The sequence below is a fragment of the Natronorubrum aibiense genome, from assembly GCF_009392895.1.
GTDB classification, from domain to species: Archaea; Halobacteriota; Halobacteria; order Halobacteriales; family Natrialbaceae; genus Natronorubrum; species Natronorubrum aibiense.
The window spans coordinates 278467-304203 of the sequence record NZ_CP045488.1; the positions used below are offsets into that span (position 1 = coordinate 278467).

At 65.0% G+C, this 25737-nt stretch carries 21 protein-coding genes and 1 pseudogene; 13 read left to right on the top strand and 9 right to left on the bottom strand.

The genetic code is table 11. From position 1 onward, the window contains the following. Window positions 1–25 precede the first annotated feature (25 nt). Both GCU68_RS01435 and GCU68_RS01440 read right to left on the bottom strand, forming a co-directional pair. Window positions 26–577 carry a helix-hairpin-helix domain-containing protein gene (locus GCU68_RS01435; RefSeq protein WP_152938697.1) on the bottom strand — a complete coding sequence of 184 codons (552 nt, stop codon included), beginning with the start codon at window positions 575–577 and terminating at the stop codon, window positions 26–28. Between the two features lie 66 nt (window positions 578–643). After that, window positions 644–1657 carry an AI-2E family transporter gene (locus tag GCU68_RS01440; protein WP_152938698.1) on the bottom strand — a complete coding sequence of 338 codons (1014 nt, stop codon included), beginning with the start codon at window positions 1655–1657 and terminating at the stop codon, window positions 644–646. Between the two features lie 174 nt (window positions 1658–1831). On the opposite strand from GCU68_RS01440, the gene GCU68_RS01445 reads away from it, so the two are divergent. Beyond that, entirely contained in the window at window positions 1832–2113 is a 282-nt protein-coding gene (locus GCU68_RS01445) for a hypothetical protein (protein ID WP_152943529.1), read from the top strand. On the opposite strand, the gene GCU68_RS01450 is transcribed toward GCU68_RS01445, so the two are convergent. Further along, window positions 2114–2689: an SPW repeat domain-containing protein gene (locus GCU68_RS01450; protein WP_152943531.1), complete on the bottom strand. Its 576-nt coding sequence runs from the start codon at window positions 2687–2689 to the stop codon at window positions 2114–2116. It abuts the gene before it with no gap. Between the two features lie 198 nt (window positions 2690–2887). On the opposite strand from GCU68_RS01450, the gene GCU68_RS01455 reads away from it, so the two are divergent. The 4 genes and pseudogenes from GCU68_RS01455 to GCU68_RS01470 all read left to right on the top strand — a co-directional run bounded on the left by GCU68_RS01455 (window position 2888) and on the right by GCU68_RS01470 (window position 8956). Next, window positions 2888–5662: an AAA domain-containing protein gene (locus GCU68_RS01455; RefSeq protein ID WP_152938699.1), complete on the top strand. Its 2775-nt coding sequence runs from the start codon at window positions 2888–2890 to the stop codon at window positions 5660–5662. Window positions 5663–5734: 72 nt separating this feature from the next. Next, window positions 5735–6634, top strand: coding sequence for a hypothetical protein (locus GCU68_RS01460; RefSeq protein ID WP_152938700.1), 900 nt, complete (start codon window positions 5735–5737; stop codon window positions 6632–6634). 131 nt (window positions 6635–6765) lie between these two features. Further along, entirely contained in the window at window positions 6766–7638 is an 873-nt protein-coding gene (locus GCU68_RS01465) for a phosphatase PAP2 family protein (protein ID WP_152938701.1), read from the top strand. Window positions 7639–7797: 159 nt separating this feature from the next. After that, a pseudogene (locus tag GCU68_RS01470) lies at window positions 7798–8956 on the top strand (ion channel). Here GCU68_RS01470 and GCU68_RS01480 read toward each other — a convergent pair. The 3 genes from GCU68_RS01480 to GCU68_RS01490 form a co-directional block, all read right to left on the bottom strand. Continuing rightward, the gene (locus tag GCU68_RS01480) at window positions 8920–9906 is read right to left on the bottom strand and encodes an AIR synthase family protein (protein WP_152938704.1); all 987 of its coding nucleotides are present in this window, start codon (window positions 9904–9906) and stop codon (window positions 8920–8922) included. The pseudogene GCU68_RS01470 and the gene GCU68_RS01480 overlap by 37 nt on opposite strands. A 98-nt stretch (window positions 9907–10004) precedes the next feature. After that, window positions 10005–11006, bottom strand: a complete 1002-nt coding sequence (locus GCU68_RS01485; RefSeq protein WP_152938705.1) for a TIGR04024 family LLM class F420-dependent oxidoreductase — start codon at window positions 11004–11006, stop codon at window positions 10005–10007. Then, window positions 11003–11779 (bottom strand): SDR family NAD(P)-dependent oxidoreductase, encoded by a 777-nt coding sequence (locus GCU68_RS01490; RefSeq protein ID WP_152938706.1) that lies wholly within the window; start codon window positions 11777–11779, stop codon window positions 11003–11005. Before GCU68_RS01490 ends, GCU68_RS01485 begins: the two co-directional genes overlap by 4 nt. Window positions 11780–11926: 147 nt before the next feature. On the opposite strand from GCU68_RS01490, the gene GCU68_RS21910 reads away from it, so the two are divergent. The 5 genes from GCU68_RS21910 (at window position 11927) to GCU68_RS01510 (ending at window position 16536) form a co-directional block, all read left to right on the top strand. Then, window positions 11927–12052, top strand: a complete 126-nt coding sequence (locus GCU68_RS21910; RefSeq protein ID WP_264373471.1) for a hypothetical protein — start codon at window positions 11927–11929, stop codon at window positions 12050–12052. Next, entirely contained in the window at window positions 12052–12762 is a 711-nt protein-coding gene (locus GCU68_RS01495) for an HAD family hydrolase (protein WP_152938707.1), read from the top strand. Before GCU68_RS21910 ends, GCU68_RS01495 begins: the two co-directional genes overlap by 1 nt. A gap of 135 nt (window positions 12763–12897) precedes the next feature. Next, the gene (locus tag GCU68_RS01500) at window positions 12898–13992 is read left to right on the top strand and encodes a phosphotransferase family protein (RefSeq protein WP_152938708.1); all 1095 of its coding nucleotides are present in this window, start codon (window positions 12898–12900) and stop codon (window positions 13990–13992) included. 138 nt (window positions 13993–14130) lie between these two features. Then, window positions 14131–16089, top strand: a complete 1959-nt coding sequence (locus GCU68_RS01505) for a 3-hydroxyacyl-CoA dehydrogenase/enoyl-CoA hydratase family protein (protein ID WP_152938709.1) — start codon at window positions 14131–14133, stop codon at window positions 16087–16089. Further along, on the top strand, window positions 16090–16536 hold the full coding sequence (locus tag GCU68_RS01510) for a PaaI family thioesterase (protein WP_152938710.1): 447 nt from the start codon (window positions 16090–16092) through the stop codon (window positions 16534–16536). It begins immediately after the preceding gene. Between the two features lie 117 nt (window positions 16537–16653). On the opposite strand, the gene GCU68_RS01515 is transcribed toward GCU68_RS01510, so the two are convergent. From GCU68_RS01515 to GCU68_RS01525, 3 genes are all read right to left on the bottom strand, one after another. After that, complete coding sequence (locus tag GCU68_RS01515) at window positions 16654–17172, bottom strand: Lrp/AsnC family transcriptional regulator (RefSeq protein ID WP_152938711.1); 519 nt, start codon at window positions 17170–17172, stop codon at window positions 16654–16656. A 293-nt stretch (window positions 17173–17465) separates the two neighbouring features. Then, on the bottom strand, window positions 17466–20246 hold the full coding sequence (locus tag GCU68_RS01520; protein ID WP_152938712.1) for an ATP-dependent helicase: 2781 nt from the start codon (window positions 20244–20246) through the stop codon (window positions 17466–17468). A gap of 93 nt (window positions 20247–20339) precedes the next feature. After that, on the bottom strand, window positions 20340–20588 hold the full coding sequence (locus tag GCU68_RS01525; RefSeq protein WP_152943533.1) for a hypothetical protein: 249 nt from the start codon (window positions 20586–20588) through the stop codon (window positions 20340–20342). A 162-nt stretch (window positions 20589–20750) separates the two neighbouring features. Here GCU68_RS01525 and GCU68_RS01530 point away from each other — a divergent pair, with 162 nt between their 5' ends. The 3 genes from GCU68_RS01530 to GCU68_RS01540 all read left to right on the top strand — a co-directional run bounded on the left by GCU68_RS01530 (window position 20751) and on the right by GCU68_RS01540 (window position 25726). Continuing rightward, on the top strand, window positions 20751–21485 hold the full coding sequence (locus GCU68_RS01530) for an MBL fold metallo-hydrolase (protein ID WP_152938713.1): 735 nt from the start codon (window positions 20751–20753) through the stop codon (window positions 21483–21485). Window positions 21486–21731: 246 nt separating this feature from the next. Then, window positions 21732–24968: an MMPL family transporter gene (locus GCU68_RS01535; protein WP_152938714.1), complete on the top strand. Its 3237-nt coding sequence runs from the start codon at window positions 21732–21734 to the stop codon at window positions 24966–24968. Further along, window positions 24965–25726: a TrmB family transcriptional regulator gene (locus GCU68_RS01540; protein WP_152938715.1), complete on the top strand. Its 762-nt coding sequence runs from the start codon at window positions 24965–24967 to the stop codon at window positions 25724–25726. The genes GCU68_RS01535 and GCU68_RS01540 overlap by 4 nt, the downstream gene beginning before the upstream one ends. Window positions 25727–25737: the final 11 nt, after the last annotated feature.

The following is a 25737-nucleotide window of genomic DNA, read 5'->3' on the forward strand; positions in this document are numbered from 1 at the left end:
CCCACCGGCGACAGACGGCGGCTGATTACATGAAGCCGCGGCCGACGTCGTCGGTCTCGATCAGGTCGTCGAGTTCCGCGTTCAGCAGGTCGTCAGCATCCTCGAATCGGTCCGAGAGGTCCTCGAGTTCGTCGGGTCGGTCGTACTGGTCGTAGGCCATCGGGCCGAACGCGGGACTCTCGATTGCCTCCATGACGTCGTCGAACAGATCCTGTGGGCGCGTTGGCGCGTCCGCATGAGTCTCGAGGACGGTCTCGAGACGTTTGCCGACGGTTTCGGCCTGAGCTTCGTCCTCGGGTGGAGACTGGACTGCAAACCGGCCACCTTCGTCCCGTTCGGGCAGAAACGAGCCGATCTCGTCGTCGAGGTTGCGCGCGACCTGCGTGCCGACGCCACGCACCTCGAAGGGGTTTTTCGCGTAGGTCTTCAGGAAGAAGACCCCGGCACGGGGGTGGGCGAGGTACATGTCTTCACCGACGCCGCCAGCACGGTCACCGGCGACGGCGCGCCAGTTCTCGGGATCGACGTTCCGTTCGGTGACGTCCTCGAGTATGTCCTGCCACTCGCGAATCCGCATACGTGACGGTTGTGTCGCGGACAGAATGAACGTATCGGTCGCGACGAACGACACTCGAGGCAGACCCTACCAGTCGCCGGCCGGCTCGAGGTCGTCGTAGTGGTCGTCGAACGTCTCGAGGATGACCTTACACGCGCCGACGATGACCGGGCCGAAGAACAGCCCCATAAAGCCCATGAGGTACATCCCGCCGATGACGCCGACGATGATGATACTCGGGTTGACGTCGGCGCGACCGACGATCAGCGGTCGGAGGAACTCGTCGGAAGCGCCGACGACGATGGTCCCGTAGACGGCCAGCGCGACCGCCGCAACGGCCGAGCCGGTTGCGGCCAGCCACACTGCAGCCGGCGCCCAGACGGCGAACGAGCCGATCAGCGGAATCAGCGAGAGCAAGATCATGACGAACGTCCAGAAGACGACGTTCGGAATGCCGGTCGCGAACAGGCCGAGTCCCGCGAGTACGCCCTGGATAATCGCCACGGCAACGTGACCGACCAGTACCGCCCACGTGAGCCGATCCAGTTCCTCGAACAGCGTCGTCTGGACTTCGCGTGGGAGGGGAACGATCTCGCGGACCCAGGTGAACAGGCGATCCCCATCTCGCAACAGGAAATAGAGGAGGAACGCTGCCAGCCCGATCCCGACCACCGCGTGGATGAGTCCACTGAGGGCGTCGGGTGCACCCCCTAACAGCCCTTCGGCAGCGCTTCGGGCACCGTTGGTCGCCGTCTCGGCGATGTTCACGTCCTGTCCCGTGCGCTCGCTGATCGTCGTCTCGAGGCGATCGATCCCCGGTCCGCCGTTCTCTAGGGACTGTGCGAACCGCACGACATCGGTCGCGATGAGGCCGATCATCGCCGCAAACGGGACGATGATCGACAGCGTCGCCCCGACGACCAACGAGGCCGACGAGAACGACGGGCCGACTCGAGGCTCGAGCCGTTTCTGCAGCGGATAGAGAACGTACGCCAGAAGCACGGCGAGCAGGACGTACTGCAGGAACGGCCACACTATCGCGAGCGTCAGCACGGCCGAAATCGTGACGAGAAGGAGGTAAAACCCCTTGCTGACGTTCATTCGACCACCAACTCCTGTCCGTTCATACCGTCCGTATCGTGTCGTCGTGCAAAAGCGCGCGGCCGGCAACTTCTCCCGGCTGCGGGCTGCGACCGCCATCAGACGCCCCGCCCATCACCGAACCAAAAGGGATACGATGGCTCCCCCGACAGGACGAGTAACCACCGTTTGTCCATGTCCGTCCGCCAGTCACTCTCGCTCGTCGAACTGTTTCGTGCGACACCAGCCAAAACCGCCCTCCTCATGATCGGCCCACTCGCACTGGCCGCCGGACAACTCGGGAACAGCTACGTTAACGGCGTCTCGCCCCTCGTCTCGAGTGCGTTCGCCGTCGTCATGCTCGCGTTTGCCGTCGTCGCGACGCGTCATCACGCTGCCGAACACCGGCGTCGACAACTCGAGGCGGAGACGAACGTCGACACCGCATTCGAGTCCGGGATCAGCCAGCAGCGCTGATCAGGCCCGCGTGGACTCGGTCGCGACCCGTCGGGCACCGCGGGCTTCGTAGGCGTTGTATCCTGCCAAGGCGGCGATGAGCAGTCCAGCGCCGAGTGTACTCCAGAACAGCATCCCAGTCATCTCGAGCAGTGCCGGTGAGATGATCAGCCAGATACCGAGGATCGCCACCAGCGAAGCGACGCCGATGCTCAGCGGAATGTCGTTCGACAGCCGGTAGAAGTTGTAGCCGGCGGCGATGGCGACGAACGCACCGGCCAGCAGGTTGTTCCAGAGCGCCGCCGCGCCGGTATCGAAAGCCAGCACCGAGACGGCGGCCCAGACGCCGAGTGCAGCGATGACGATGCTAAGCACCGACGTCTTCCGTCGCCGTTCCTCGTCTGCGATCGCGGTGGACTCGTCTCGAGGGTCTCGACGATCCGGACGGTCGCCGACGCCAGTTCCCGAATCGACGTCGGCGGCGGTGATGGTATCGGCGTCGTCGGATGGCGCTCCGGTGTGCGATTCTCGGCCGAGGTCGTTCGCACTCTCGTGTGCCGAGCGTGGCTCACGGTCGTCTTTGTTCGAGTCGGTCATGACGAGCGAGACGAGACTCCGGTCGGGCAAAAACGCCGACGACTGTTCCACCGTCGCAATCTGAAACTCGGTGGTAATCAGCTATTACGACAATTCTATCCCCGGTTCGACACGTCACCACGAATCACCGGACCGAGTGATCAACCTCTCGCCCGCGACCGATAGCGTTTTTGACGGCTCGGCCCGTGACGATCAGTCGTGCACATACGCGGAACCGTCGCTGGCGAGGTCGAAGTGCGCTCGGTGTCGACGAGCTACGGCGAAAGCGAACTCGCCGAGGTGCCGCTGTTGCTGGCGGCCGAGGATGACGGCGAGCGACCCCCGACCAGAACGTTCGCTCGAGACGGTGACGGTGCAGTGTCGGACCCGACATCTGATTACGAGACCACGACGGTCACGCTGTGGAACAAGTGGGCCGAGTCGGCCGACTACCTCGAGCCGGGACTAGAGGTGCTCGTCACCGACGCGAAAGAAGAGACGTATCAGGGCGAGACCCAGTACGCCACGACGGGCGACTCCTACGTCGTCGTCGAGCCGAGCTTTCTGGTGAACGTGACGGCGATCCGCAACTGGGTGCAGTGTCCCCGCCTCTACTATCTGAACAAACTCTCGGGCGTGCCGCTGAACTACCCCGTCGTCAAGGGGACGCTCGTCCACGAGGTCTTCGGCGACCTCTTGCGAGGACGCGACCTCGAGGAGTCGATCGACGCTCGCGTCGACGAACGCGGCCTCGAGCTCGGCTTGCTCGGCGAGACACCCGAGGCCGTCGCCGAGGAGGTCAGAGAGAACGCCAAAGCGATCGAAGGCTGGCTCGAGCAGGGTCGATTAACCGAAGAAGACAGCTGGCGCTCCGAACAACTCCTCATCAGCGAGACGTTCGGCCTCCGCGGCCGGGCCGACGCGATCCGTCGCGGCGCGCCGGTCGAACTCAAGACGGGCAAGAACCTGAAGAAAGAGCCGCGATTCAAGGACAAGGTGCAGGCCGCCTGTTATGCGCTCTTGCTCGAGGAACACGGCGGCGACGTCGACCTCGGGACGCTGCTCTATACGAAGAACTCGGCGCTAGATCGCAACGAGGAGACTGGCGATCTCACCCCGGCAAAGGAGTTCACGATGGGCGACGGCCTGTTGAAATTCGTCGTCCGCCAGCGTAACGAACTCGCGGCGATGGAGATTTCAGGCGACGTGCCGACCGGCTACGAGGGCTCGGCGAAGTGTGAGTACTGTTTCGAACAGGACACCTGCATGGTCGTCTCGGGCCGACTCGATCAGGAATCGAAAGCCGGCCAGATCGCGACGCCGCTGCCCGAGGAGGAACGCGAGTACTTCTATCGGTTCTATCAGGCGATCGAAGAAGAACGCCGGGAGGTCCACCGCGAGTACGCCAAACTCTGGGAACAGGACGCCCAGGAGCGCGCCGACGACGACCGGGCGCTGATCGACCTCAAGTTCGTCGAGAAACGCCCGCTCGAGGGCGGTCGCTGGGAGCTTCGCGCCCGGCGGACGAGCAGCGCGAACTCGAAGATTCGGGAAGGCGACTTCGTCTTGGCGAGCGACGGCCATCCAGTGCGTGGGAACTCGGAGCTTGCAACGATCGAACGGCTCGATGACGAAGTCGTCCTGACAGCCGACGAGCCGGTCGAGGTCACGCGCCTCGACGTCTACCCCTCCGAACTGACGACCGACCGGCTGCTGGTCGCGATGCACGACGCGCTGCTCAAAGGCGACGAGCGCCGCAAGGACATCCTGTTCGGACGGGCCACGGCCGAATTTGACGAGATTTCAGAGACGTTCATCGACAACAACGCCGCCCAGAACGAGGCCGTGACGAAAGCCGTCGGCGCACGGGATTGTGCCCTGATCCACGGGCCGCCGGGCACCGGGAAGACCTACACCATCGCCCGTGCCATCCGCGCGATGGTCGAACGCGGCGAGCGCGTCCTGCTCTCTGCGTTTACGAACCGAGCCGTCGACAACGCCCTCGAGGCCTTGCTCGAGCAACTCGAGGACGGCGTTGGGTCGCAGACGCAACGATCTGGAGACGGCAAAGCCGTCTCCGTCGTCCGCGTCGGCTCCGAGAGCGGCATCCGCGAGGATATGGAGCCCTACCGGCTGGAACGCGCCGGCGACCCTGAAGACCGCGTCGCAGAACTACAAAATGCGCAGGTCGTCGCCGCGACGACGGCGACGTGCGGTTCCCGCGTGATGAAAGAGCAGGCGTTCGACGTCGCGCTCGTCGACGAGGCCGCCCAGCTGACGGAGCCGGGCACCTGCGCGGCGATCAATCTCGCCGAGCGGTTCGTCCTCGTCGGGGACCACGAGCAGCTACCGCCGGTCGTCCGCGCCGAAAACGACCTCACGGAGTCGCTGTTCGAACGGCTCATCGACTGTCATCCCGAGGCTGGCGTCATGCTCGATCGCCAGTACCGGATGAACCAGCGCATTCAGGCCTTCGCCTCGCAGGAGTTCTACGACGGCGAGCTCCGACCCGCCGAACCCGAGGTCGCCGGACGGACCCTTGACGATCTCGCGGGCGTCTCGACGGACGCACTCCCACCGGAACTGCAAGATCCGGTCGCGTTCGTCGACGTCGAGGGCGACGGCGGGCAGTACACCGACAGCGAGGAGGCGGCCCGAATCGCCGACCTGATCGCAACCTACGAGCGCGCGGGCCTCGAGCGATCCGAAATCGGCGTCATCGCGCCGTTTCGCGCGCAGGTTTCGGAGATCGCGAGTCACGTCCCCGACGACGTCACCGTCGACACGGTCGACCGTTTCCAAGGCTCGAGTCAGGAGGTCATCATCGTCTCGTTTACGGCGACGGGGTCGCTCGAGGGCCCTATCTTCGAGGATTACCGGCGGATCAACGTCGCACTGACCCGGCCGAAACGGGCGCTCGTGCTCGTCGGCGACCCGGCGGCGTTGGCATCGGACCCCGTGTACGAGCGGATGCTCGAGTGGGCACGGACGTAATCCGACCCGACGGTGTATATTTCACATCCGAAGTTGACAACATATTACTATCCCGCTTCGAAAGCAATCGCAATGACCGAATCAACGAGACGACGACTGCTCGCCGTCGCTGTGGGCGTCGTCTCCACGGCAGGTGCCGGCTGTCTGGACGAGTCATCCGTCGAACGCGACGAGTCGAGCGGGGACGACACCGACGCGGCCGATGGCGACGACTCGAGTCCGCTCGCCGATGCGGTGACGGCTGACGCAACCGTTGACTATCCCGCGTTCGTCGACAGAGACGTGCGCGTCACGGACGATGAGCGAGGGATCGAATATTCGGATTCCGGGCCGGTGTTCGTCCTCGCTGTGCAGTTCGAGGGTGCAGACGCGACCGCCGACGAACTCCGTGTCAGCCGTGACCTCGACAGTGACGTGTCGACGGCCTACATCGCACCGGTCGTGGACAGCGACGGCGTGACGTATCACGTCTTCGCGAACGAGTCGTTCATCGCTCTCGCCGACTGGACGCTCGTCGAGTTGGTGGACAATACCCCCGCTGACGAGCGTCGAGCCTCGTTCGACGAGCTGCAGGCCGGCGTGTTCCACCTCGAGACGAGTGCCGACGCCGACGGTCTCGTAATCGTCGATGGTGGACGGGACGCGCTCGAGACAGACGCGGCGACGGTCGTCGGCATTCACCGACTGGATGCCGACACCGTAACGGAGAGCGCTCCACAGGTCGCGTTCGAGATCGAACGACTGGACGACGGGTCGACCGTCGAGATTACTCACACGAGCGGCGACCACCTCGAGGGCGATGCTGTCGTCGTCGACGTTGACGGCGACCGACTCGAGAACCCGTTCGGCGTCGAGACGGTGACTGCAGGCGACACAGCCACGATCGAGGACGTTCCGGCCGGGGCGGAACTCGCGGTGCGCTACGACGACGGTGAGACTGCGACCGTCATGACCACGACGACCCTCGAGTGAGGTGCTCGCGTCGCCCGGCAGGTTCGCGGTTCCGCGTTGCTGGCGGGTTGCCGAACTGTGTGGACTCGAGAACCGCCCGACGCGGCGACGGGATACGTTTATAATGCTTTGCTTGACAGTCAGCAGACGTGATGCGATTCGAAGCGGAGAGCGAACTCGTTCGCGAGGCAGTGTCGGCAGAGTATGCGGAGTTCGTGATCGCGATCACCGAACTCGGCGGCGTCACGGCGCTGATGGGTATCCTCGCGCTGTTGTTCTGGTGGGGCGACCGACGGCAGAGCGCGCTCGTGATCAGCTACGCGATCGCCGGCCTCGCCGTGTTGCTGGCGGTGAAGACGGCGTTCGCCCTCCCGCGACCGCCGGAAGACGCCATGCTGGTCGCACTCGAGGACGAGCGCGAAGGGTATGGCTTCCCGAGCGGCCACGCGTTCGCGGCGACGGTCGTCTACGGCGGCCTGCTCTCGATGTCCGACCGCGCTCGAGAACCGTGGACCGTCGTCGGCGTCGTCGCGCTCGTCGTCGCCGTCTCGCTCTCGCGGGTCGTCCTCGGGGTCCACTATTTGGGGGACGTGATCGTCGGTATGCTGTTGGGCGTCGGCTTCGTCGTCGCGATGAACCGACTCACTCGCGGCGTGCCGGCGGTCGGATTCGCGGTCGCGCTCGTCCTCGCGGTGCCCGCCCTCGCCATCACTGGCGTCAGCGAGGACACTGTCCTCGCCGTCGGCGGGGCGCTCGGCGGCCTCCTGACCGCCGGCCGAATCGACCGCCTTCCCGCGTTACGCTCGAGACTCGAGGGCGTCGCCCTCGCCGCGGTCGGTGGCAGCGGCATCGTAGTGCTCCAAGTCGCCGAATCGGTCGTCGACGCCACACTCGCGCTCGGCGTCCTGTACGCCGCTCTCGTCGCGTGGATTTTCGTCGTCCCCACGGTCGTCGGCCGCGTCGGCGACCGACTCGTCGACTCGTCGGTGGACAATCGTCGCTCGAGGCGGCCCACGGAGGAGTAGTCGACCGCTTTCACGACGGTGTCGTCGGGTGCGCGATTGTCGCCAGCCCGAGAGAATCGTTATCGTGGCGAAACTCGTGCAGGCGAATTCGGGCCGGATCCGACCTCGAAAAGCGAAAGACAGGGTGGGGTTTACCGCCGTCGGCAGTGTGAATTCGCTATGTTCGGCTCCGTCCACCTGCGTCGACCCGGCGTTCGGGCCGCGGTCTGGCTCGTCGTCGCCATCGCGCTGACGTCGATTGCGACCGGCGTCGTGGCGATCCTCACGGATCCCGCCATCGCTGCGCACGGCACACTGGGGGCGCTGCAAGCGGCCGCGGAGTTCAGCGGCACCATCGTCGGCTTCGCGTTGCTCGTCACCGCATGGGGAATGCGACGCGGCTACCGGGTCGCGTTCGTCGCCGCCGTCGGCCTCGTCGGGCTGTCGCTGGCTCACGGTATCGTCCAGTACCGGCTGCTGTCGGTGCCGCTCGTCGTCCTCTCCGTCGGCGGTCTCGTCGTCCTCGTGGCCACGAGCGGACGGTTCAGACGGACAACTCATCTCACCGCGACCCAGGTCGGGGCGCTGCTGGCGATCGTCGGCGTGTTCTGTTACGGCACTGCCGGCGCGTACACGCTCCGCGGGCAGTTCGACGGCGTCGTCGACGCGATCTACTTCACCGTCGTCACCGCGAGTACGGTCGGCTACGGCGACGTCCACGCGGCTACCGATACGGGACGCCTCTTCGCCATCTCGCTGGCCATCCTTGGGCCCGCAACCATCGCCGTGGCTGCCGGCAGCCTGTTCCAGCCTGCACTCGAGGCACACCTCGAGCGAACCGGCCGGCGCGCGCTGGCGGCGAACGACGCCAGCGCTGACGATACCGATGACAAGGGCGAAGACGAGGGCCCGCGGATCGCCGTCCTCAACGGCGACGCTCGTGCCCGTAATCGAGGGGCTTTCGAAACACGCGTCGGTCACGGTCGTCACGAACGAGGACGCAGTTCCGGGTCTGCCCGACGACGTCAGCAAGTTCGTCGGCGAGGTGACGGACGGCGACGCGCTCGAGCGAGCGGGCCTCGAGCGGTGCGAGGCGGTTCTCGTCGCGGCTGTCGGGCCCAATGCTGACGGGGCGGTCGCCGCCGCTCGGTCGCTCACCGATGCTCGAATCGTGGCCATCGCGGAGTCCGACTCGAGCGCGTCAATCGCCCATCACGGCGCGGACGTCGTCGTCGTTGCGCCCGATCCAGACCTCGTCGAAACGATCGTGGACGCGGTGGTGAACGCCAGCGAAGCCGACGATCAGTCCTCGGCGTCGGCCGCTTCCCAGAGCGGGTAGAGGTCGTCCTCGATCGGCTCGGTGATCGACTCGTCGTCGAGGACGAGTTCGAACGCACCCTCGCCAACCGTGCCGATTTCGGCCCCCTCGAGGCCGGCCTCGGCGAGCGACTCGAGGCAGTCGTCGACGGCCTCGCTCGGCACGGTCGCGAGCAACGCCCCGGAGCCGAAGATCCGAAGCGGGTCGACGCCGGCCGCCGCACACAACTGTTCGGTCTCCTCGCGGATCGGCACCGCGCCGCGGTCGATTTCGAGGCGAACGTCGGAGGCGCGGGCGATCTCGAGTGCGCCGGCGGCGACGCCGCCCTCGGTCGGGTCGTGCATCGCAGTTGCGTACTCGCGAATCGCGCGGCCGTCGACGACGATACTGATCTCGTCGACGAATCCCGCAGCGCGCTCGCAGATGGTGTCGTCGACACCGAGGTCGGCACCGAAGTCGGACGCGAGGATGGCGGTGCCCTCGAGGCCGGCGGCTTTCGTCAGCACGACGCTGTCGCCGGGTTCAGCGCCGTGTGTCGGAACGAACGACTCGGCCATCCCCATCGCCGTCAGCGAGAGCAGCGGGCGCTCGAGCTGGTCGACGTACTCCGAGTGGCCGCCGACGATCGACGCCCCGACGTCTCGAGCGGCCACGTCGAGGTCGCGCGTGATTTCCTCGAGCGGCGCGTCCTCGTCGGGGAGCATGATGACGGCCGTCAGCCAGCGTGGGTCGGCACCCGAGGCGGCGACGTCGTTGCAGGCGACGCGGACGGCGAGCGTGCCGACCTGTGAGGCCGCAAGCGAGATGGGGTCGGAGCTGACGACGAGCGTCTCGTCGCAGCCGGGCACCGCAATTCCGGCGGCGTCCTCGCCGTCCGCGGGTCCCTGTAGCACTGTCTCGTCGTCGGCGGCCGTTCCCGTCCGGCCGAAGACGTGTTCGAGCAAGTCGTCCGGGCTCACCTTGCCGGGCATACCACGAACTGGGGGAATCCGGGGTTTGTAGCTGTCGGGGTCGACTCGAGCGCCCCGCAAAAAACACACCGCGGTCGACGTCGTTCGACCGTCGACGCTCAGGTGTCCGGAGCCACCGCGTCCATCGTCTGTCGAATATCGTCTTCGGTCGCGCCGCGTGGGAAACTGACCGCGATGGCGTCGATCCCGTCGACGGCCTCGTAGCGCTCGAGGCTCTCGCGAGCCGATTCGGGGTCGCCCACGGCACAAAGATCGTCGAGCAGGTCGTCGCCGAGGCACTCGAGTGCGCGCTCACGGTCGCCTGCCTGCCAGGCGTCGTGGATCTCCGTGGCCTCGTCGTAGCCCTGTCGCTCGAGGGCGTCGCGGTAGAACGTGCCCATGCCGCCGACGTAGAAGGCGACGTGCTGACGGGCGAGTTCGCGGGCGCGATCAGTATCGTCCAGCACACAGCAGGTCACGCCGGTCGTGACCTGCACGTCTTCGGGGTCGCGCTCGCCCAGTTCGGCCCCGCGTTCGATGTCCTCGAGGCGGTCGCGGACGCCGTCGGGGGTGAGCATGATGCCGTGCCAGCCGTCGGCGAACCGGCCGGCGAGTTCGACGGCCTTTGGCCCCATTCCGGTGACCTCGATCGGCGGAGTAGGTTCCGGCGGCGCACAGCGCAGCCGAAAACCGGAGAGGTCGAACTCGTCGCCGTCGTAGTCGACCGGGTCGCCCGAGAGCACCTGCCGAACGATGTCGACGGTCTCGCGGGTGCGCTTGAGCGGGTTGCCGTACGCCATCCCGTGCCAGTTCTCGATGACGACAGGGCCGCTCGGGCCGAGGCCGAGTCGGAAGCGGCCCTTGGAGACCTCCTGTAGCGTAGCCGCCGTCTGGCCCAGCAGAGCGGGCGAGCGCGAGTAGGTGTTGAGGATGCTCGAGCCGATGTCGATCGAGTCGGTGCGTTCGGCCATCGCCGTCAGGACGGTGACGCCGTCGCGACCCCACGTCTCGGGGAGCCACGCGCAGTCGTAGCCGCCGGCTTCGGCCCGCTGGGTGTAGTCGACGATCGAGTCGATGGTCGGCTGGGCGGCGACCGGCAGGTGGACGTCTCGGTCGGTCATACCTCGTACTCCTCCGAAATTTGTGGGACGCCACCGGCGGTGATCGTCTCGCCGACGATGTACGACGAGGCCGGGCTCGCGAGGAACTGCGCGATGTCGGCAATCTCCTCGACGGTGCCGATCCGTCGGGCGACTGCCTCGCGGTCGATGTTCTCGGCGGAGACGCCCATCTGGCTCTCGACGCCCGGCGTCGCGACGAAGCCGGGGGCGATGCAGTTGACGCGGACGCCGTCGTGGGCCCACTCGTTGGAGAGGGTCGTCGTGAGATTGATGACGGCGGCCTTGGCCGCGCCGTAGGGGCTCATCAGCGGCGAGCCGCGCTGGCCGGCGACGCTCGCGAAGTTGATTACGGTGCCGCCGCCGTCTTTGAGGTGTGCCGCGGCGGCGTGGGTGCAGTGATAGGTGCCGTGGAGGTTGATGTCGACGATCGTCTGCCAGCCGTTCGGCGAGACGTCGTCGAACGCGGCCATGAACGACGCGCCGGCGTTGTTGACCAGCACGTCGAGGCCGCCGAACTCCTCGACGGTGGCTTCGACGAGCGCCTCGACAGCCTCTCGGTCCGTCACGTCACACTCGACCGCCAGCGCCCGGCCGGGGCTGTCGCCCTCGTTGATCTCCTCGGCAACGGGGTCGACGTTTTCCTGCTCGCGCGAGCAGACGACGACGTCGACGCCGTCTTCGGCGAACCGCCGTGCGATTGCCCGCCCGATCCCGCTCGAGGACCCGGTGACGATGGCGGTCTCGCCGTCGACGCCGAACTGGGCGGTGCTCACGCGCGACCACCGACGCTTCGAGCTGTCTGTGTTACCATTGTTAGTTCCACTCGAGTGTATGGAGAGTTTGTTAATAAAGATGGGTATGAATCCCGCAGCGTTAAGTGCGCGGCAATCACTGCCACAGACAGACGACGACAGACCACTATGACAGGCGACACCCTACCCGCCCGACTCGAGGGCTCGATCCGAAACCAGAACGCCGCAAACGGCACGCGACTTGAGCGACCGCCCGTCGGTGGCGATCGCACGACGAGTCGGAGGATCGACTGATGGCTGAGAGCGACCCCGACTGCATCGAGTGGGAGGCAGTGTTCTGGGATATCGGGGGCGTCATCCTCGACCTCGAGTCCGTCCGCGAGGCCCACGAGAAGTTTATCGCGACCCTCGTCGACCAACACGACCTCGAGACGACGGTCGAGGAGGCGACGGCGACGTGGCGGTCGGCCGTCGGGAACCACTTCCGCGAGCGCGAGGGGACGGAGTTTCGAGCCGCACGCGAGGCCTACGCGAAGGGGATCGACGAACTCGCCGCGGAGCCGATCCCGAAACGGGTGTGGCTGTCGACGTTCGAAGATGTCGTCCAGTCGTCGATCGAACCCGTTCCGGGTGCCGTCGAGACGATCACGGAACTGGCCGAACGAGACGTCCACGTCGGCGTTATCAGCGACGTCGACGACGAGGAGGGCAAGTGGATGCTGTCGCAGTTCGGTGTCCGCGAGCGGTTCGATTCGATCACCACCTCCGAGGAGGTAGGCCAGACGAAACCCGATCCGGCGATGTTCGAAACCGCCCTCGAGAAAGCTGGCGTCGACTCCAGCCGGTCGCTGATGATCGGCGATCGCTACAGCCACGACGTACGCGGGGCCGACGAGGTGGGGATGCACGGCGTCGCGTTCGGAGCCGAGGACGGCCCGGCCGTCTCGTATCGGATCGAGTCGCCCGAGGGGGTCCTCGAGATCATCGACGACGACGGCTGCTGACTCCCGATACGAACAATGTAAGCTCAGAGAGCGCCGAAACTATTTTCGTAAAGCAGTGATGTGGTAGTACCGAACACAGATGCCGAGTTCGTATTGTGATCCGATCGTCGCCGTCGTACCGACACCCCAACCCACATGAGCGACAGCTACTACGAGCGGCTGGTCGACGAAACGTCGCTGGTTGCGCACCTCGAGTCTCGACTCGGCGAGGTCGACGAGTACGAAATCGACCGCCATCAGGAGGGTCACTCGAACGAGACGCTCTTTCTCGATTGGGGTGAGCGGGAGCTGGTGCTCCGTCGCCCACCGCCGGGAAACACCGCCGACACGGCTCACGACGTCCTTCGGGAGTATCGCGTCACGGCGGCGCTGGCCGAGACCGACGTTCCCGTTCCCGAGCCTGTACTGGCCTGTGACGACCACGACGTCATCGGGAGCGACTTCTACGTGATGGAGCGACTCGAGGGAGACGTCCTCCGAGACGACGAACCCGACCGGTTCGCCGCCCCCGAACACCGCGAGCGGATCGGGGAGGAACTCGTCGACACGCTCGCGACGATCCACGACGTCGAGTACGAGGCCGTCGGCCTCGGCGAGTTCGGCCGGCCCGCGGGCTACACGCAGCGACAGGTCGACCGCTGGGGGAAACAGCTCGCGTGGGCGTTCGAGGTGACCGAGGACGAACGGGCGGTGCCGGATCTTCATGCGGTCGGCGACTGGCTCCGTGACAGCGTGCCCGAGGAGCACCCGCACGCGCTCGTTCACGGCGACTACAAACTCGACAACGTCATGTTCGGAACGGCGGGAGCCGACCGCGCGGCCGACGACAACGCCGAGCGGTCGCCGGAACTCGTCTCCGTCTTCGACTGGGAGATGGCCACGCTCGGCGATCCGCGCGCCGATCTGGGCTGGATGCTGTCCTACTGGCGCGATCCGAAAGACCCCGAGCCGTCGATGCCCGAACTCACCAGTCGGTTCATGGAACGTGCGGGGTATCCGACACGGGTCGAACTCGTCGACCGCTGGGAAACCCACACTGGCCTCAAGTTCGAACACGAGCGGTTCTACCGAACGCTCGCCGTCTACAAACTGGCCGCCCTCGGCGAGATGTTCTTCCGACGCTACCTCGAGGGCAACAGCGACAACCCGATCTACCCGAAGATGGAGGCCCGCGTCCCGGCGCTGGCCGCTCGAGCGATGCGGATCATCGAGGGTGACGAGCCGCTGTAGGCCGCTGCGCCAGCCCCGGTTACTGTCGTTCACGAGACGTCCGACCCCGCGTACGAGCTGTGTCTCTATTGACTTCGTGCTTAACATTGGTAACGAATCGTCGGTGGTATTAAGACAGTCCCGGTCGAGCACACGACCATGTCACTCGAAAACATCGACCACATCGCCGTCTTGGGCGCGGGGAACATGGGTCACGGAATCGCCGAGGTAACCGCGATGGCCGGCTACGACGTCTCGATGCGGGATATCAAACCCGAGTTCGTCGAGGACGGCTACGACGCGATCGCCTGGAGCCTCGAGAAACTCGAGGAGAAAGACCGACTCGACGAATCCGCCGACGAGATCCTCTCACGAATCGAGACGACGACTGATCTCGAGGCGGCCGTCGCGAACGCCGATCTGGTCATCGAGGCCGCACCCGAGAACCTCGAGTTGAAACACGACATCTTCAGCGACCTCGAGCGGTATACGGACGAGGAGACGCTGCTCGCGACGAACACCTCGAGTCTACCGATCTCGGACATCGCGGACGTCGTCGACACACCCGAGCGCGTCCTCGGCCTGCACTTTTTCAATCCACCGGTGAAGATGGATCTCGTCGAAGTTATCTACGGCGAGCGGACGAGCGACGACGCCGCCGAGGCCGGCTCCGAGTGGGTCGAGTCGATCGACAAGACGCCGATCTACGTCCGGAAGGACGTCCGCGGGTTCGTCGTCAACACCATCGTTGGGCCATTCATCGGCGAACCCGCGTGGATGGTTTCCGACGGCGAGGCGACGATCCGGCAGGCCGACGCCGCGATGGTCCACCAGCGGGGCTACCCGATGGGGCCGTTCGAACTCGGCGATCTGACCGGGATCGACGTCGGCTACCACGTCCGCAAGGAAGCCGGCGACGCGATCCCGCCGATCATGGAGGAGAAAGTCGAGGCCGAAGCACTCGGGCAGAAAACCGGGACGGGGTACTACGAGTACGAGAACGGTGACGGGGCCGACTACGAGCGCGGGGATGGCGAGGGATTCGACACGCTCCGCGTCGAGGCCCGAATGATCAATCGCGCGGCGTACCTCGTCGGCGAGGACGTCGCCACTCCCGAGGCGGTCGACACCGGCGTCCAACTCGGACTGGGCTTCCCCGAAGGCATCTGCCGCCGTGCCGACAAAATCGGGCTCGAGCGGGTCCTCGAGAAACTCGAGACGCTCCACGAGTCAACCGGCGACGACCGGTTCGAGCCCCATCCGTACCTCGAGGACCTCGTCGAAGCGGGGAACACAGGCGAAGACGCCGGGGCCGGGTTCTACGAATACGACAGCGACGACGGCGAGCTCGACTCCTACCACCACCTGAACGTCGCGCTCGAGGACGGCGTCCTGCAGGTCGAACTCGATCGGCCCTCGCGGATGAACGCGCTCTCGTCTGATCTCCTCGAGGAGATCGACGACCTGTTCTCGACGGTCGACACCGACGACGTGCGGTGTGCGACGATCGAGGGCGCGGGCGACCGCGCGTTCAGCGCCGGCGCCGACATCGGCGGCTTCGCCGGCGCGGAGCCGACCGACCTGATGGACGTCACGCCGGCGTTCGAGACGGTCAACGACTTCCCGCGGCCCGTCGTCGCCAAGATCGACGGCTTCTGTCTCGGCGGCGGCTTAGAGCTCGCACTCGCCTGTGATCTCCGACTCGCCACCGAGCGCTCGACGTTCGGCGCGCCGGAGATCACGCTCGGGCTGATCCCCGGTGGCGGTGGCACGCAGCGACTCCTGCGGCTGCTCGGCGAGACTCGCGCGAAGGAACTGGTGTTCCGGGGCAACCACATCGACGCCGACCGCGCCGAGGACTGGGGGCTGATCAACCGCTCAGTCGACCGCGACGAGTTCGACGAGACGGTCGACGAGTTCGTCGACGACCTCCGTACCGGCCCACCGATCGGCCTCGAGGTCGCCAAGAAGGTGATGAACGAGGGCACGGACGCGAGTCTGGACGCCGCCATCGCCATGGAGAGTCAGGGCTTCGGGCTGCTTGCGAGTACGGAAGACGTCTTAGAGGGGACGACGGCTTTCGCCGAGGACCGCGAGCCCGAGTTCGAGGGGAAATAAATGGCACAGGAGCCGACGTCCTCGAGCGACTGGCCCGAGTGGGGCTCGTTCGTCGACCAGCACGGCTACCTCTCGTGGCTCGACGTCAGCGTCGCCCACCTCGAGGACGGGACGGCGGCCCTCGAGGTCGAACACAACGAGGAGTTCGAGAATCCGGTCGGAAACGACGGCTACGATCCGGTCCACGGCGGCATCGTCGCGACCCTGATCGACACGGCGAGCGCGTTTGCCCTCCGGACGACGTTCGACGAGCCGGCAACGGCGCGGCTGACGACGACCGATCTCAACGTCTCGTACCTTCGGCCGGCGACGGGTGACCTCCGAGCGAGGGCGGAGGTGATTCGCGCCGGCGGAACGACCGGCGTCACCGACGTGTCGGTCACCGGTGCCGACGGCGAGGCAGCCGTCGGGCGCACCACGTACCGGCTGTTCCGGCCCGGCGACTGATAGGTTTACTGTAGTCAATTACCGCCGATCGCCAGAACGGGTCGGCGATCGGCGATAAATAGTTACAGCAATCCGTATGAGCCGGGAGCGAGCCTCGAGAAGGGGATCAGATCCTCCTTACTGCTCGTCGCGCAGGTCTTCGTAGATCTGCGGGTCGGTCTGGAACTTCAACACGTTGTGGACCGACGAGTTGCGGATGTTTGCGATGACGTCGCCGTACTCCTTGTAGCAGTTGTGGATCCACTTCGATATCTGCTCGCGGCTGCGAAACATCATGACGGTCTTCCACTGGTACTCCCCGTCCGAGAGGAAGAAAAACAGGGTGTGTTTGTCCCCTTTGATGTGTTCCATCGCATTACGCCAGCTCTCTTCGAAGTGTTCCGTGTTGAACTTGAACTCGAACAGCGCGAAGATGTAGTACTCCTCGTTGGGGATGATCGCCTCGCGGAAGACGCCCTCGTCGCGCATCCGCCGGATCGATTCGCTGACGGTGACGTGTGAGACGTCGATATCGTACTCCGATTTGAGCACGCTCGTCAACTCCCGCGAGGAGAGTTGTGGATCGTTCGAGAGCTCACACAGGATAGCGATATCGCGGTCCTTGAAATCCCAGTTTGGGTGTTCGCCGTCGGTCATATTAGTGTGCAGTGTAGTGGGTCATTAGTATGCATCTGTTCCGTCCAGAAACTCGAACAGTCGGTCGCTGCCGACCTCCAGCCGCCCCTCAAGGTCAGGAACCGACCGAGCGGTTGCCGACGGCAGGCAGCTCTGCCCCCGTGGCCACGACAGAAACGTCGTCCGACTGGCTCGACCATTGCCCGTGGTGACATATACCCAATTCAATTTCCAACACAAAATCATTTCGGGAGAACGCTACCGTTGTTAACTCGGTTCGGTTGTCTCGCGAACTGGATACCTCGGCTGACTCGCTACTCGTCGGCCGAACTGGTCGTCAGCCTCCGCCCCGACTCGTCGCTGATTTCCTCGAGGACGTGTTCGTGAAACGCCTGCAAGGCGGCGCTTTCGTCTTCCGCGAGGACGACGTCGCTGGCCGACAGCGTCGCCAGCCCGAACGCCCGCGGCGTCGGCGAATCGAGGAGGGTTCGAGAAACGTCGAGGTCGCCAGCCTCGAGTGCGCCGACGATATCCTCGATTTCGTCGACGGTGAGTTTGTCTTCGAGGATCTCCCGGTACGTCTCCTCGATGACGGCGAACTCCTCGAGTTCCTCGGCGAAGCCGAGTAACATCTCGCTCGAGACCTGCTGTTCGCTCGCCGATTTCTCGTAGCCCTTGTAGCGTTTGAGGATCATCAGCGCCCGCGTCGCGTTGATCCGGAAGTATCGCTGGAGGAGGTCCGTACCCGAGATTGCTTGTCGGAGATCCTCGCGGACGTCGTCGGCCTCGAGGTCACCGATGAGTCCCTCGAGGTCGACTTTTCGGTTCAACGGCATCGAGAGGACGAAGCCGTTGTCCGCGACGGCGACGCGGACGTTGGCGGTCGCCTGCTGGGCACAGTGGTACGCGAACAGTCGTGAGAGGCCGTCGTTGACCGTGCGGCCGTACGCCGAGTGAACGTAGTAGTGGCGTTCGTACTCCTCGCGGTCACGGACGACTTCGATCGCCAGTCGGTCGTGGGTGCTTACGCTCTCGGGGCCCGCGTACTGGAGTTGGTGGTCGAACAACCGGGCGATCGCGCGCACGCTGTCGTCGTCCAGCGGGAACTCCCGCAGCCAGGCCCGAACCCGTGGTGGACCACCCGCCTCGTAGTTGTCGAGCAGGTCGGCCTGGAACGCGAGGATCTCTCGGCCGAGGTCGACCGACAGCGGCAGCCGTTCGGAGTACCACGATGGGACGGTCGGGCGGGCACTCGTGCGGTCGACGTAGACCTTCGAGCCGCGTCGGTAGCGGTACTCGAAGTGGTCGCCGCCGAGGACGAACACGTCGCCTTTCTCGAGCGTATCGAGGTAATTCTCGTCCAACTGGCCGACCCACTCGTCGCTGGCGCGCGTGTAGACGTCGCAGGTAAACGAGTCCGGAATCGTCCCGATGTTGGTCATGTAGATGACCCGCGCCAGCCGGCCGCGTTTGCCGATCAGGGGCTCGCCGACCGGAAACGCCTCGTGGTGGTGCTCGCCGTCAGGTGGATCGTTCTCATCGCGCCAGATCTTCGCGTAGACGTTTCGATCCTCGAGGCCGGCGTACTCGGCGGTGAGATATCGCATCAGCGACTCGTACTCGGCGTCGGTGTAGTTCCGGTAGGGGTAGGCCCGCTTTAAAACCGCCTTCAGGTCGGCTTCCGGGCGGATCTCCGCGATCGCCATGCCGTAGACGTGCTGGGCGGCGACGTCCTGTGCGTTCTCGGGGATCGACACCGAGTCGACGAACCCCTCGTCGGCTTTTTTTAGCATAACCGCACACTCGAGCAGTTCGTCCCGATCCAGGGCGATCACCCGGCCGGTGACGGTCTGGCCGACGCGGTGGCCCGCGCGGCCGACCCGCTGGAGCAACGCGGCGACGCTTTTGGGTGAGCCGACCTGGATCACCATATCGACGTGGGGCATGTCGATACCCAACTCGAGGCTCGTCGAGGTGGTGACGACCTCGAGGTCGCCGTCTTTCAGTCGTCTTTCGATGTCTTGGCGAACGTCTTTCGAGAGGCTCCCGTGGTGACAGCCGGAGTTGTCCTCGTCGTAGGCATCGAAGCGCTCGCGAAGGGTGTGCAAGACGCGTTCGGCACCCGAGCGCGTGTTCGTGAACACGAGCGTGTTCGTGTGGGCCTGAACGTGGTCGTGCAGTTGTTGGTAGAACCGTTCCTGGACGACCTCGCGAGAGGTGTTGATCAGGTCGTCCGTTGGACACTCGAGTTCGATGTCGAACTCGCGGGCGAAGCGGGCGTCGACGATCTCGTATGGACGAGCGTCGCCACCCGGCGTCTCCTGCCCGACCAAAAACTCGGCCACCTCCTCGAGCGGATCGACCGTCGCCGAACAGCCGATTCTGGTGATGTCGCCCTCGGCCATCGCCTCGAGCCGCTCGAGGCTGACCGACAGGTGGGTGCCGCGTTTGCCGTCGGCGAGCGAGTGGATCTCGTCGACGATGACGTACTCGACGGTACGCAGTTTCTCGCGGAATTTCGGTGAATTCAGCAGGATGGCGAGCGTTTCGGGCGTCGTGTTGAGGATGTGGGGCGTCTCCTCGAGCATCTGCTGGCGGTCGCTCGAGGACGTGTCGCCGTGGCGAATGGCGTGTCGAATCTCGCCCATCGTTCGGTCGTCGTCTCCGCGCGCGACGATATCTGCGATCCCCTCGAGGGGTACCTCGAGGTTGCGGTGGATGTCGTTGGCGAGCGATTTCAGCGGCGAGACGTACAGACAGTAGACGGTGTTCTCGAGGCCGTCCTCCGAATCCCGCTCCGTGGTAAACAGCGCATTGATAATCGACGTAAAGCTCGCGAGCGTCTTGCCGCTGCCCGTCGGTGCACAGATCAGGGTGTTCGTTCCCTCGTGGATCTTCGGGATCGCCCCTCGCTGTGGCGGTGTGAAAAAACCCTCATTTTCGGGAACGTACTCGCCGAAGGCCTCGAGCCACCACTGCTGGACCGCGGGCTCGAGCAGGTCGAAGACGTCACCGTCCTCGATCGTGACCGCGTCCGAATCGAACGGTACGTCGGCGTCGGCAACCGGTCCCTCGAGGCGGTCGTTCCCGTCCATCGTACTCGTCTGCGGTCCCGCCGTGTAAGAGGGTTTGCCCACCGGAGCGAAAGTGAACGGCACGCTGCCCCGGTGGTTGCGTCGATCAGCCGCTCAGAAGACGGCCGCAACGAGCGTCCCGACGAGGAACACGTGCCAGACGACTGCAGCAGCTTTGACACCCGCCGTCGGAAGCGGTGGATTCCGAAACATCGCGTCGTAGACGAACACCGTCGCGAACACCGCACCGCCAGCCAGCCCGGTTTCGGGAGCGACCGACGTGGCGAGGCCGATCGCCAGCCCGACTGCGAGGCTCCCGACGATGGCGAGCAGCAGTTTATCGTAGTACTCGAGCTGTGACACTGGCCTTCTAGCGAAGAGTACGATCCCCATCACCGAAAACCCCTCGTCGATTACGAGCTGGTTGGAATCCGATCGGGCGTGGGCTGTGCTGTCGCCGACGCGCTCGCGTGGCGTGATTCCAAGAGGCTAACCTTATCGGACAGGCCGTTCGAAGGGTTCGATATGCGCGTTACTTTCCTCGGAACCGGCAGCGCGATGCCGACCGGTGAGCGCTTCCAGACGGGCGTGCTCGTACAGGACGACGGCCGAACCCTGCTCGTCGACTGCGGTTCGGGCGTCTTACACCGACTCCAGCAATCCGGTGTCGGCTACGAACGCATCTCGACAGTGTTGTTGACCCACCACCACCTCGACCACGTCGCCGACTTGCTACCGCTGATGAAAGCGCGCTGGCTCGCCGGCGAAGAGCACCTCGAGATCGTCGGTCCACAGGGGACGAAAGCGCTGATCGACGACCTCCTCGAGGTCCACGAATATATGCAGGGCAAACTCGACGTGCAGGTTCGGGAGGTCGTCGCCGGCGAGTTCTCCGTCGCCGGCTTCGACGTCTCGGCCTACGAGACGCGACACTCGCTGCCGTGTCTGGCCTACCGATTCGGCGATCTGTTTACGTTCAGCGGCGACAGTGAGGCCTTTGCGGGGCTGGCGAACTTCGCCGAGGGCTCCGCGATCCTGGCCCACGACTGTTCCTTTCCCGACGACGTCGACGTCTCGAACCACCCGACGCCCGACGCACTCGGCAAGGCACTCGCCGGCCGAGAGATCGGTCGGGTCTACCTGACCCATCTCTACCCGCACACCGAGGGTCGCCACGACGAGATGCTCGAGTCGATCGGAGCCCACTACGACGGCGACGTGCGGTTCGCCGAGGATCTGAAAACGATCTCGATCGAGTGACGACCACGGACCCCGTTCGCCGAGACGTATTTTCGCCCGATTCGCACTCTGTCTGAGTACTGAGTACCGAGACGCACAGAGTGAAGTCCGTCTAACTACGGCTCCGACAGCGCCTCATATGCGTGGCGTCATCACCTCTCACACCTAACATAGATATCCGAACGAAGTATATACGCGTAGTTTGTAGGATCATAACAACAGAATGATTTTGGAACAGCAGCTGACGGATTTCGAGGCGAAGAACGGATGAGCGTCCCGAATCGTCTCGCGGACGTGATAACCGCGCACGCTCGAGTCGTCATCGTCGTCTTGCTTTTGACGACGGCGCTCGTGGGTGCGGGAATGCCGATGGTCGACGACGACTCGTCGCTCGACCAGTTCGAAAGCGACTCGCCGGAGGCCGAGGCGCTCGAAGACGCCAACGAGCGCTTCGCCGCCGAAGGCGAGGAAAACACGACAGCAGTACAGTTGATATATCGCGGTGACAATGCCCTCACGAAGGAGTCACTGATCGACTCGCTCGAGTTCCAACAAGAGATTCACGCGAACGAGTCGATCAACGCGACGCTCGTCGAGAACGACTCGATCACCGGCGTCGAGAACCTCGTCGCGATCACGGCGATCACGAACGAACAGGTCGCCGGCCTCGAGGAACGCGGCGCTGAACTCGAAGCACAGCGCGAGGAACTCGAAACGCGCGGGGCCGAACTCGAGCAACGAGAGGCGGCCCTCGAGACCAGACGCGGCGCACTCGAGGACGGGCTCAACGAGACGGTGGCACTCGAGCGCGAGCGCCAGGCCCAGCTCGCAAACGACGAGACTGAGGCCGCCGCGGGAACTGAAACCAAAATCAACGGCACGATCGCTCAGGCAGCACAGACGGCCGACCTCGACGACGAGCAGACCGCCGAGTACGAGCAGTTGGCCGGACAGGCACGCGAGATCGAGGCCGAGCGCTGGGCGATCGAGCAGGAGACCGACGATCCGGAGTCCATCCCCGAGTATCAGGACCTCTCCGAGCAACTCGAGGAGGTGTACACCGGCGCGACGGTCGGCGTCCTCGAAAACGAGTACGCACAACTCGAGACCGATGCCGAGCAACTCGAGGCCGATCAGCAGGCACTCGAGGAAGACTTCGAACAGTTCGAAGCAGACCAACAGGCGCTCGAGGAGAGCGGCGACGAGCGACCGTCGCTCGACGAGCAGATCGAGGCGCTCGAGGACCTTGACGACGAGGAGTACGAGGAGGTTCTCGTCGAAACGCTGTCCGACGACGAGGAGCGCGGCGGTGCGGCGCTGGCGTTCATGCCGACATCGTACGAGCCCGGCTCGACCGAAGCCGACGCCCGCATGACACTGATCAGCCAGCAGACGGACGTCAGTCAGGCTGGAATGGGCGGCGGTTCCAGCCCGGAACTCGACGCCCAGCTCGACCTTCGTGAACTCGCCGAGCAGAGCGAGCAGGAGTATCTGGTCTTCGGGTTCGGCATTGTCAACGACGAGATCGAACGGTCGATGGGCGACAGTCTCGCGATCGTCGGCCCGCTCGCGCTGTTGTTCGTCGTCATCGCGCTGGTGATCGCCTATCGTGATCCTCTCGACATCGCGCTGGGGGTCGCCGGGATCGGTGCCGTCCTCGTCTGGACGTTCGGCTTCATGGGCTGGGCCGGAATCGCGTTCAACCAGATGATGATCGCAGTGCCGGTGTTGTTGATCGGACTCTCGATCGACTACGCGATCCACGTCTTCATGCGCCATCGCGAGCAACGCGAGACCCAGCGGGTCTCGGACGAGCGAGCGGGAAGCAACGCGATTCGCGAGCAACGCGAGACGGATGGGGCGATGAGCACCGTCCGTGGCTCGATGGCGCTCGCGCTGGCAGGCGTCGGCGTCGCCCTCATCTGGGTGACAGCTACGACCGCGATCGGATTCCTCGCGAATCTCGTCAGCCCGATCGGCCCCATCCAGGAGTTCGGAATCGTCAGCTCCGTCGGTATCATCGCTGCCCTGATCATCTTCGGCGCACTGATCCCCGCGCTCAAAGTCGAGATCGACTCGGCACTCGAGGCACGCGGCTGGAGCCGCCACAAGCGAGCGTTCGGGACCGGCGAGAGCCGCTTCGCCAGCGCCCTCACGGTCGGCTCGACTGCTGCCCGAAAGGCACCACTTGTCGTCTTGGTGGCTGCGCTGTTGCTCACCGCCGGCGGCGTCTACGGCGCGAGCGAAGTCGACACGAGCTTCAATCAGGAGGATTTCCTCGCCGAGAGCCCACCCGCCTGGACCGAGAACCTTCCGGCGGGGATGGCACCTGGCGAGTATCAGGCCAAAAACGACCTCGACTACGTCAACGAGAACTTCCAGCGCGAAGACACACAAGCACAGATCCTCGTCGAAGGGGACGTCGGCGACGATAGCACGCTCGAGGAGTTGGCCGATGCAGAGGCAGAAGCGGCCGCGACCGATTCCGTCTACACGCTCCCGAACGGCGATGCGGACGTTCGCGGCCCGCTGTCGGTGATGGAAGAGACCGCAGCCCAGAACGAGTCGTTCAACGAGTCGTTCGAGGCTGCCGATACGGACGACAACGACGTCCCCGACCAAAACGTCGAGGCGCTGTACGACGAGCTGTTCGAGGTCAACGAGGACGCGGCGAGCAGCGTCCTCTATCGGACCGACGACGGCGAGTACGAGTCGGCTCGGCTGATCATCTCCACTCGCGGCAACGTCGGATTCGACCAGACGACCGAGGACATGCGAGCCGTCGCTGGATTCATCGACGCCAGCGGAACCGGCGACCAGCGGAATCTCGACGCCGGGCCGGGCGAGCGAAACGCCATCGCAACCGGCGATCCGATCGTGAGCCACATCGTCGAGCAGGACCTGCTCGACACGGTGTTACAGAGCCTGCTCATCACACTCGTCGCCGTCTTCGTGTTCCTGACGGTGGCCTACTGGCTAACCGGGAACAGCGCGACGCTCGGCACGGTGACCCTGTTGCCGGTCGCGTTCTCAGTGAGCTGGATCCTCGGAACGATGTATCTCATCGACATGCCGTTTAACGTGTTGACTGGGATGATCACCAGCCTCACGGTCGGTCTCGGCGTCGCCTACAGCATCCACGTCAGCGCCCGCTATACGCTCGAACTCGAGCGACAGGGCAACGTCTGGTCGGCGATGCGGACGACGGTGACGGGAACCGGGGGCGCGCTGCTCGGCAGCGCGGCGACGACCGTCGGTGGCTTCGGCACCCTCGCCTTTGCCATCTTACCCGTACTCCGGCAGTTCGGGATTATCACTGCGCTGACGATTACGTACGCGTTCCTCGCGAGCGTCGTCGTCCTGCCAGCGCTGCTGGTGGTCTGGACGCGGTACTTCGGGCCAGACGTCTCCTTCGACACGTCCGGAGCGGCGACGGCAGCGCCAACCGCGAGCGATGGCGGCACCGAAACGACACGCGACGGACCGGGAGGCGATGACCGATGAGCGTCGACGAAAGCGACGCCGTCGACGCCTTCGAACGGCTCGGACTCACCAGCTACGAGGCTAAGGTCTTCATCGCCCTCCACCGGCTCGGCTCCGGGACAGCGCGCGACGTCGCCAGCGTCACCGACGTTCCCCGCTCGCAGGTCTACAGCGTCGCCGAGAGTTTGGAGAATCGTGGGCTGCTCGAGATCCAGCAGTCGAACCCGATTCGGTACCGACCCGTGAGCATCGAGGAAGCACAGACCACGCTCAAGGAACGATTCGAACGCGAACGTGAGCGGGCTTTCGAGTACGTCGACGCAGTCAAACGGGAGTCAGCAACCGAGGAGACACAGGAGGATATCTGGACCGTCCGCAGTCGCGACCGCGTCGACGACCGCGTCGTCGATCTCCTCTCGCAAGCCGAGGAGACGATCGTCTTCGGGACGCGTCTGCCGTCGTTCGTCACGGACTCGATCGAGCGCACGCTCGAGGAACAGGCCGCCGCCGGCGTGTCGGTGCTCGTACTCAGCCGCACGGATGCCGTTCGAGAACGACTCGGCGCGCTCGAGGGTGTCGAGACTGCGACTCCGCCAGCCCACCGCGATGACGACGACCGATCGGGCCGGATCGTCCTCGTCGACGACGAGAGCCTCCTGTTGAGCGTCGTCGACGATGACCTCAGCGAGACGGCGATCTGGAGTGCCGACTCGCTGTTTGCGTCCGTGCTGATCCAGTTGATCGAAGCGAGCGACGAGGTCCAACCCATCGCCGAGTGACCGAATCGGTC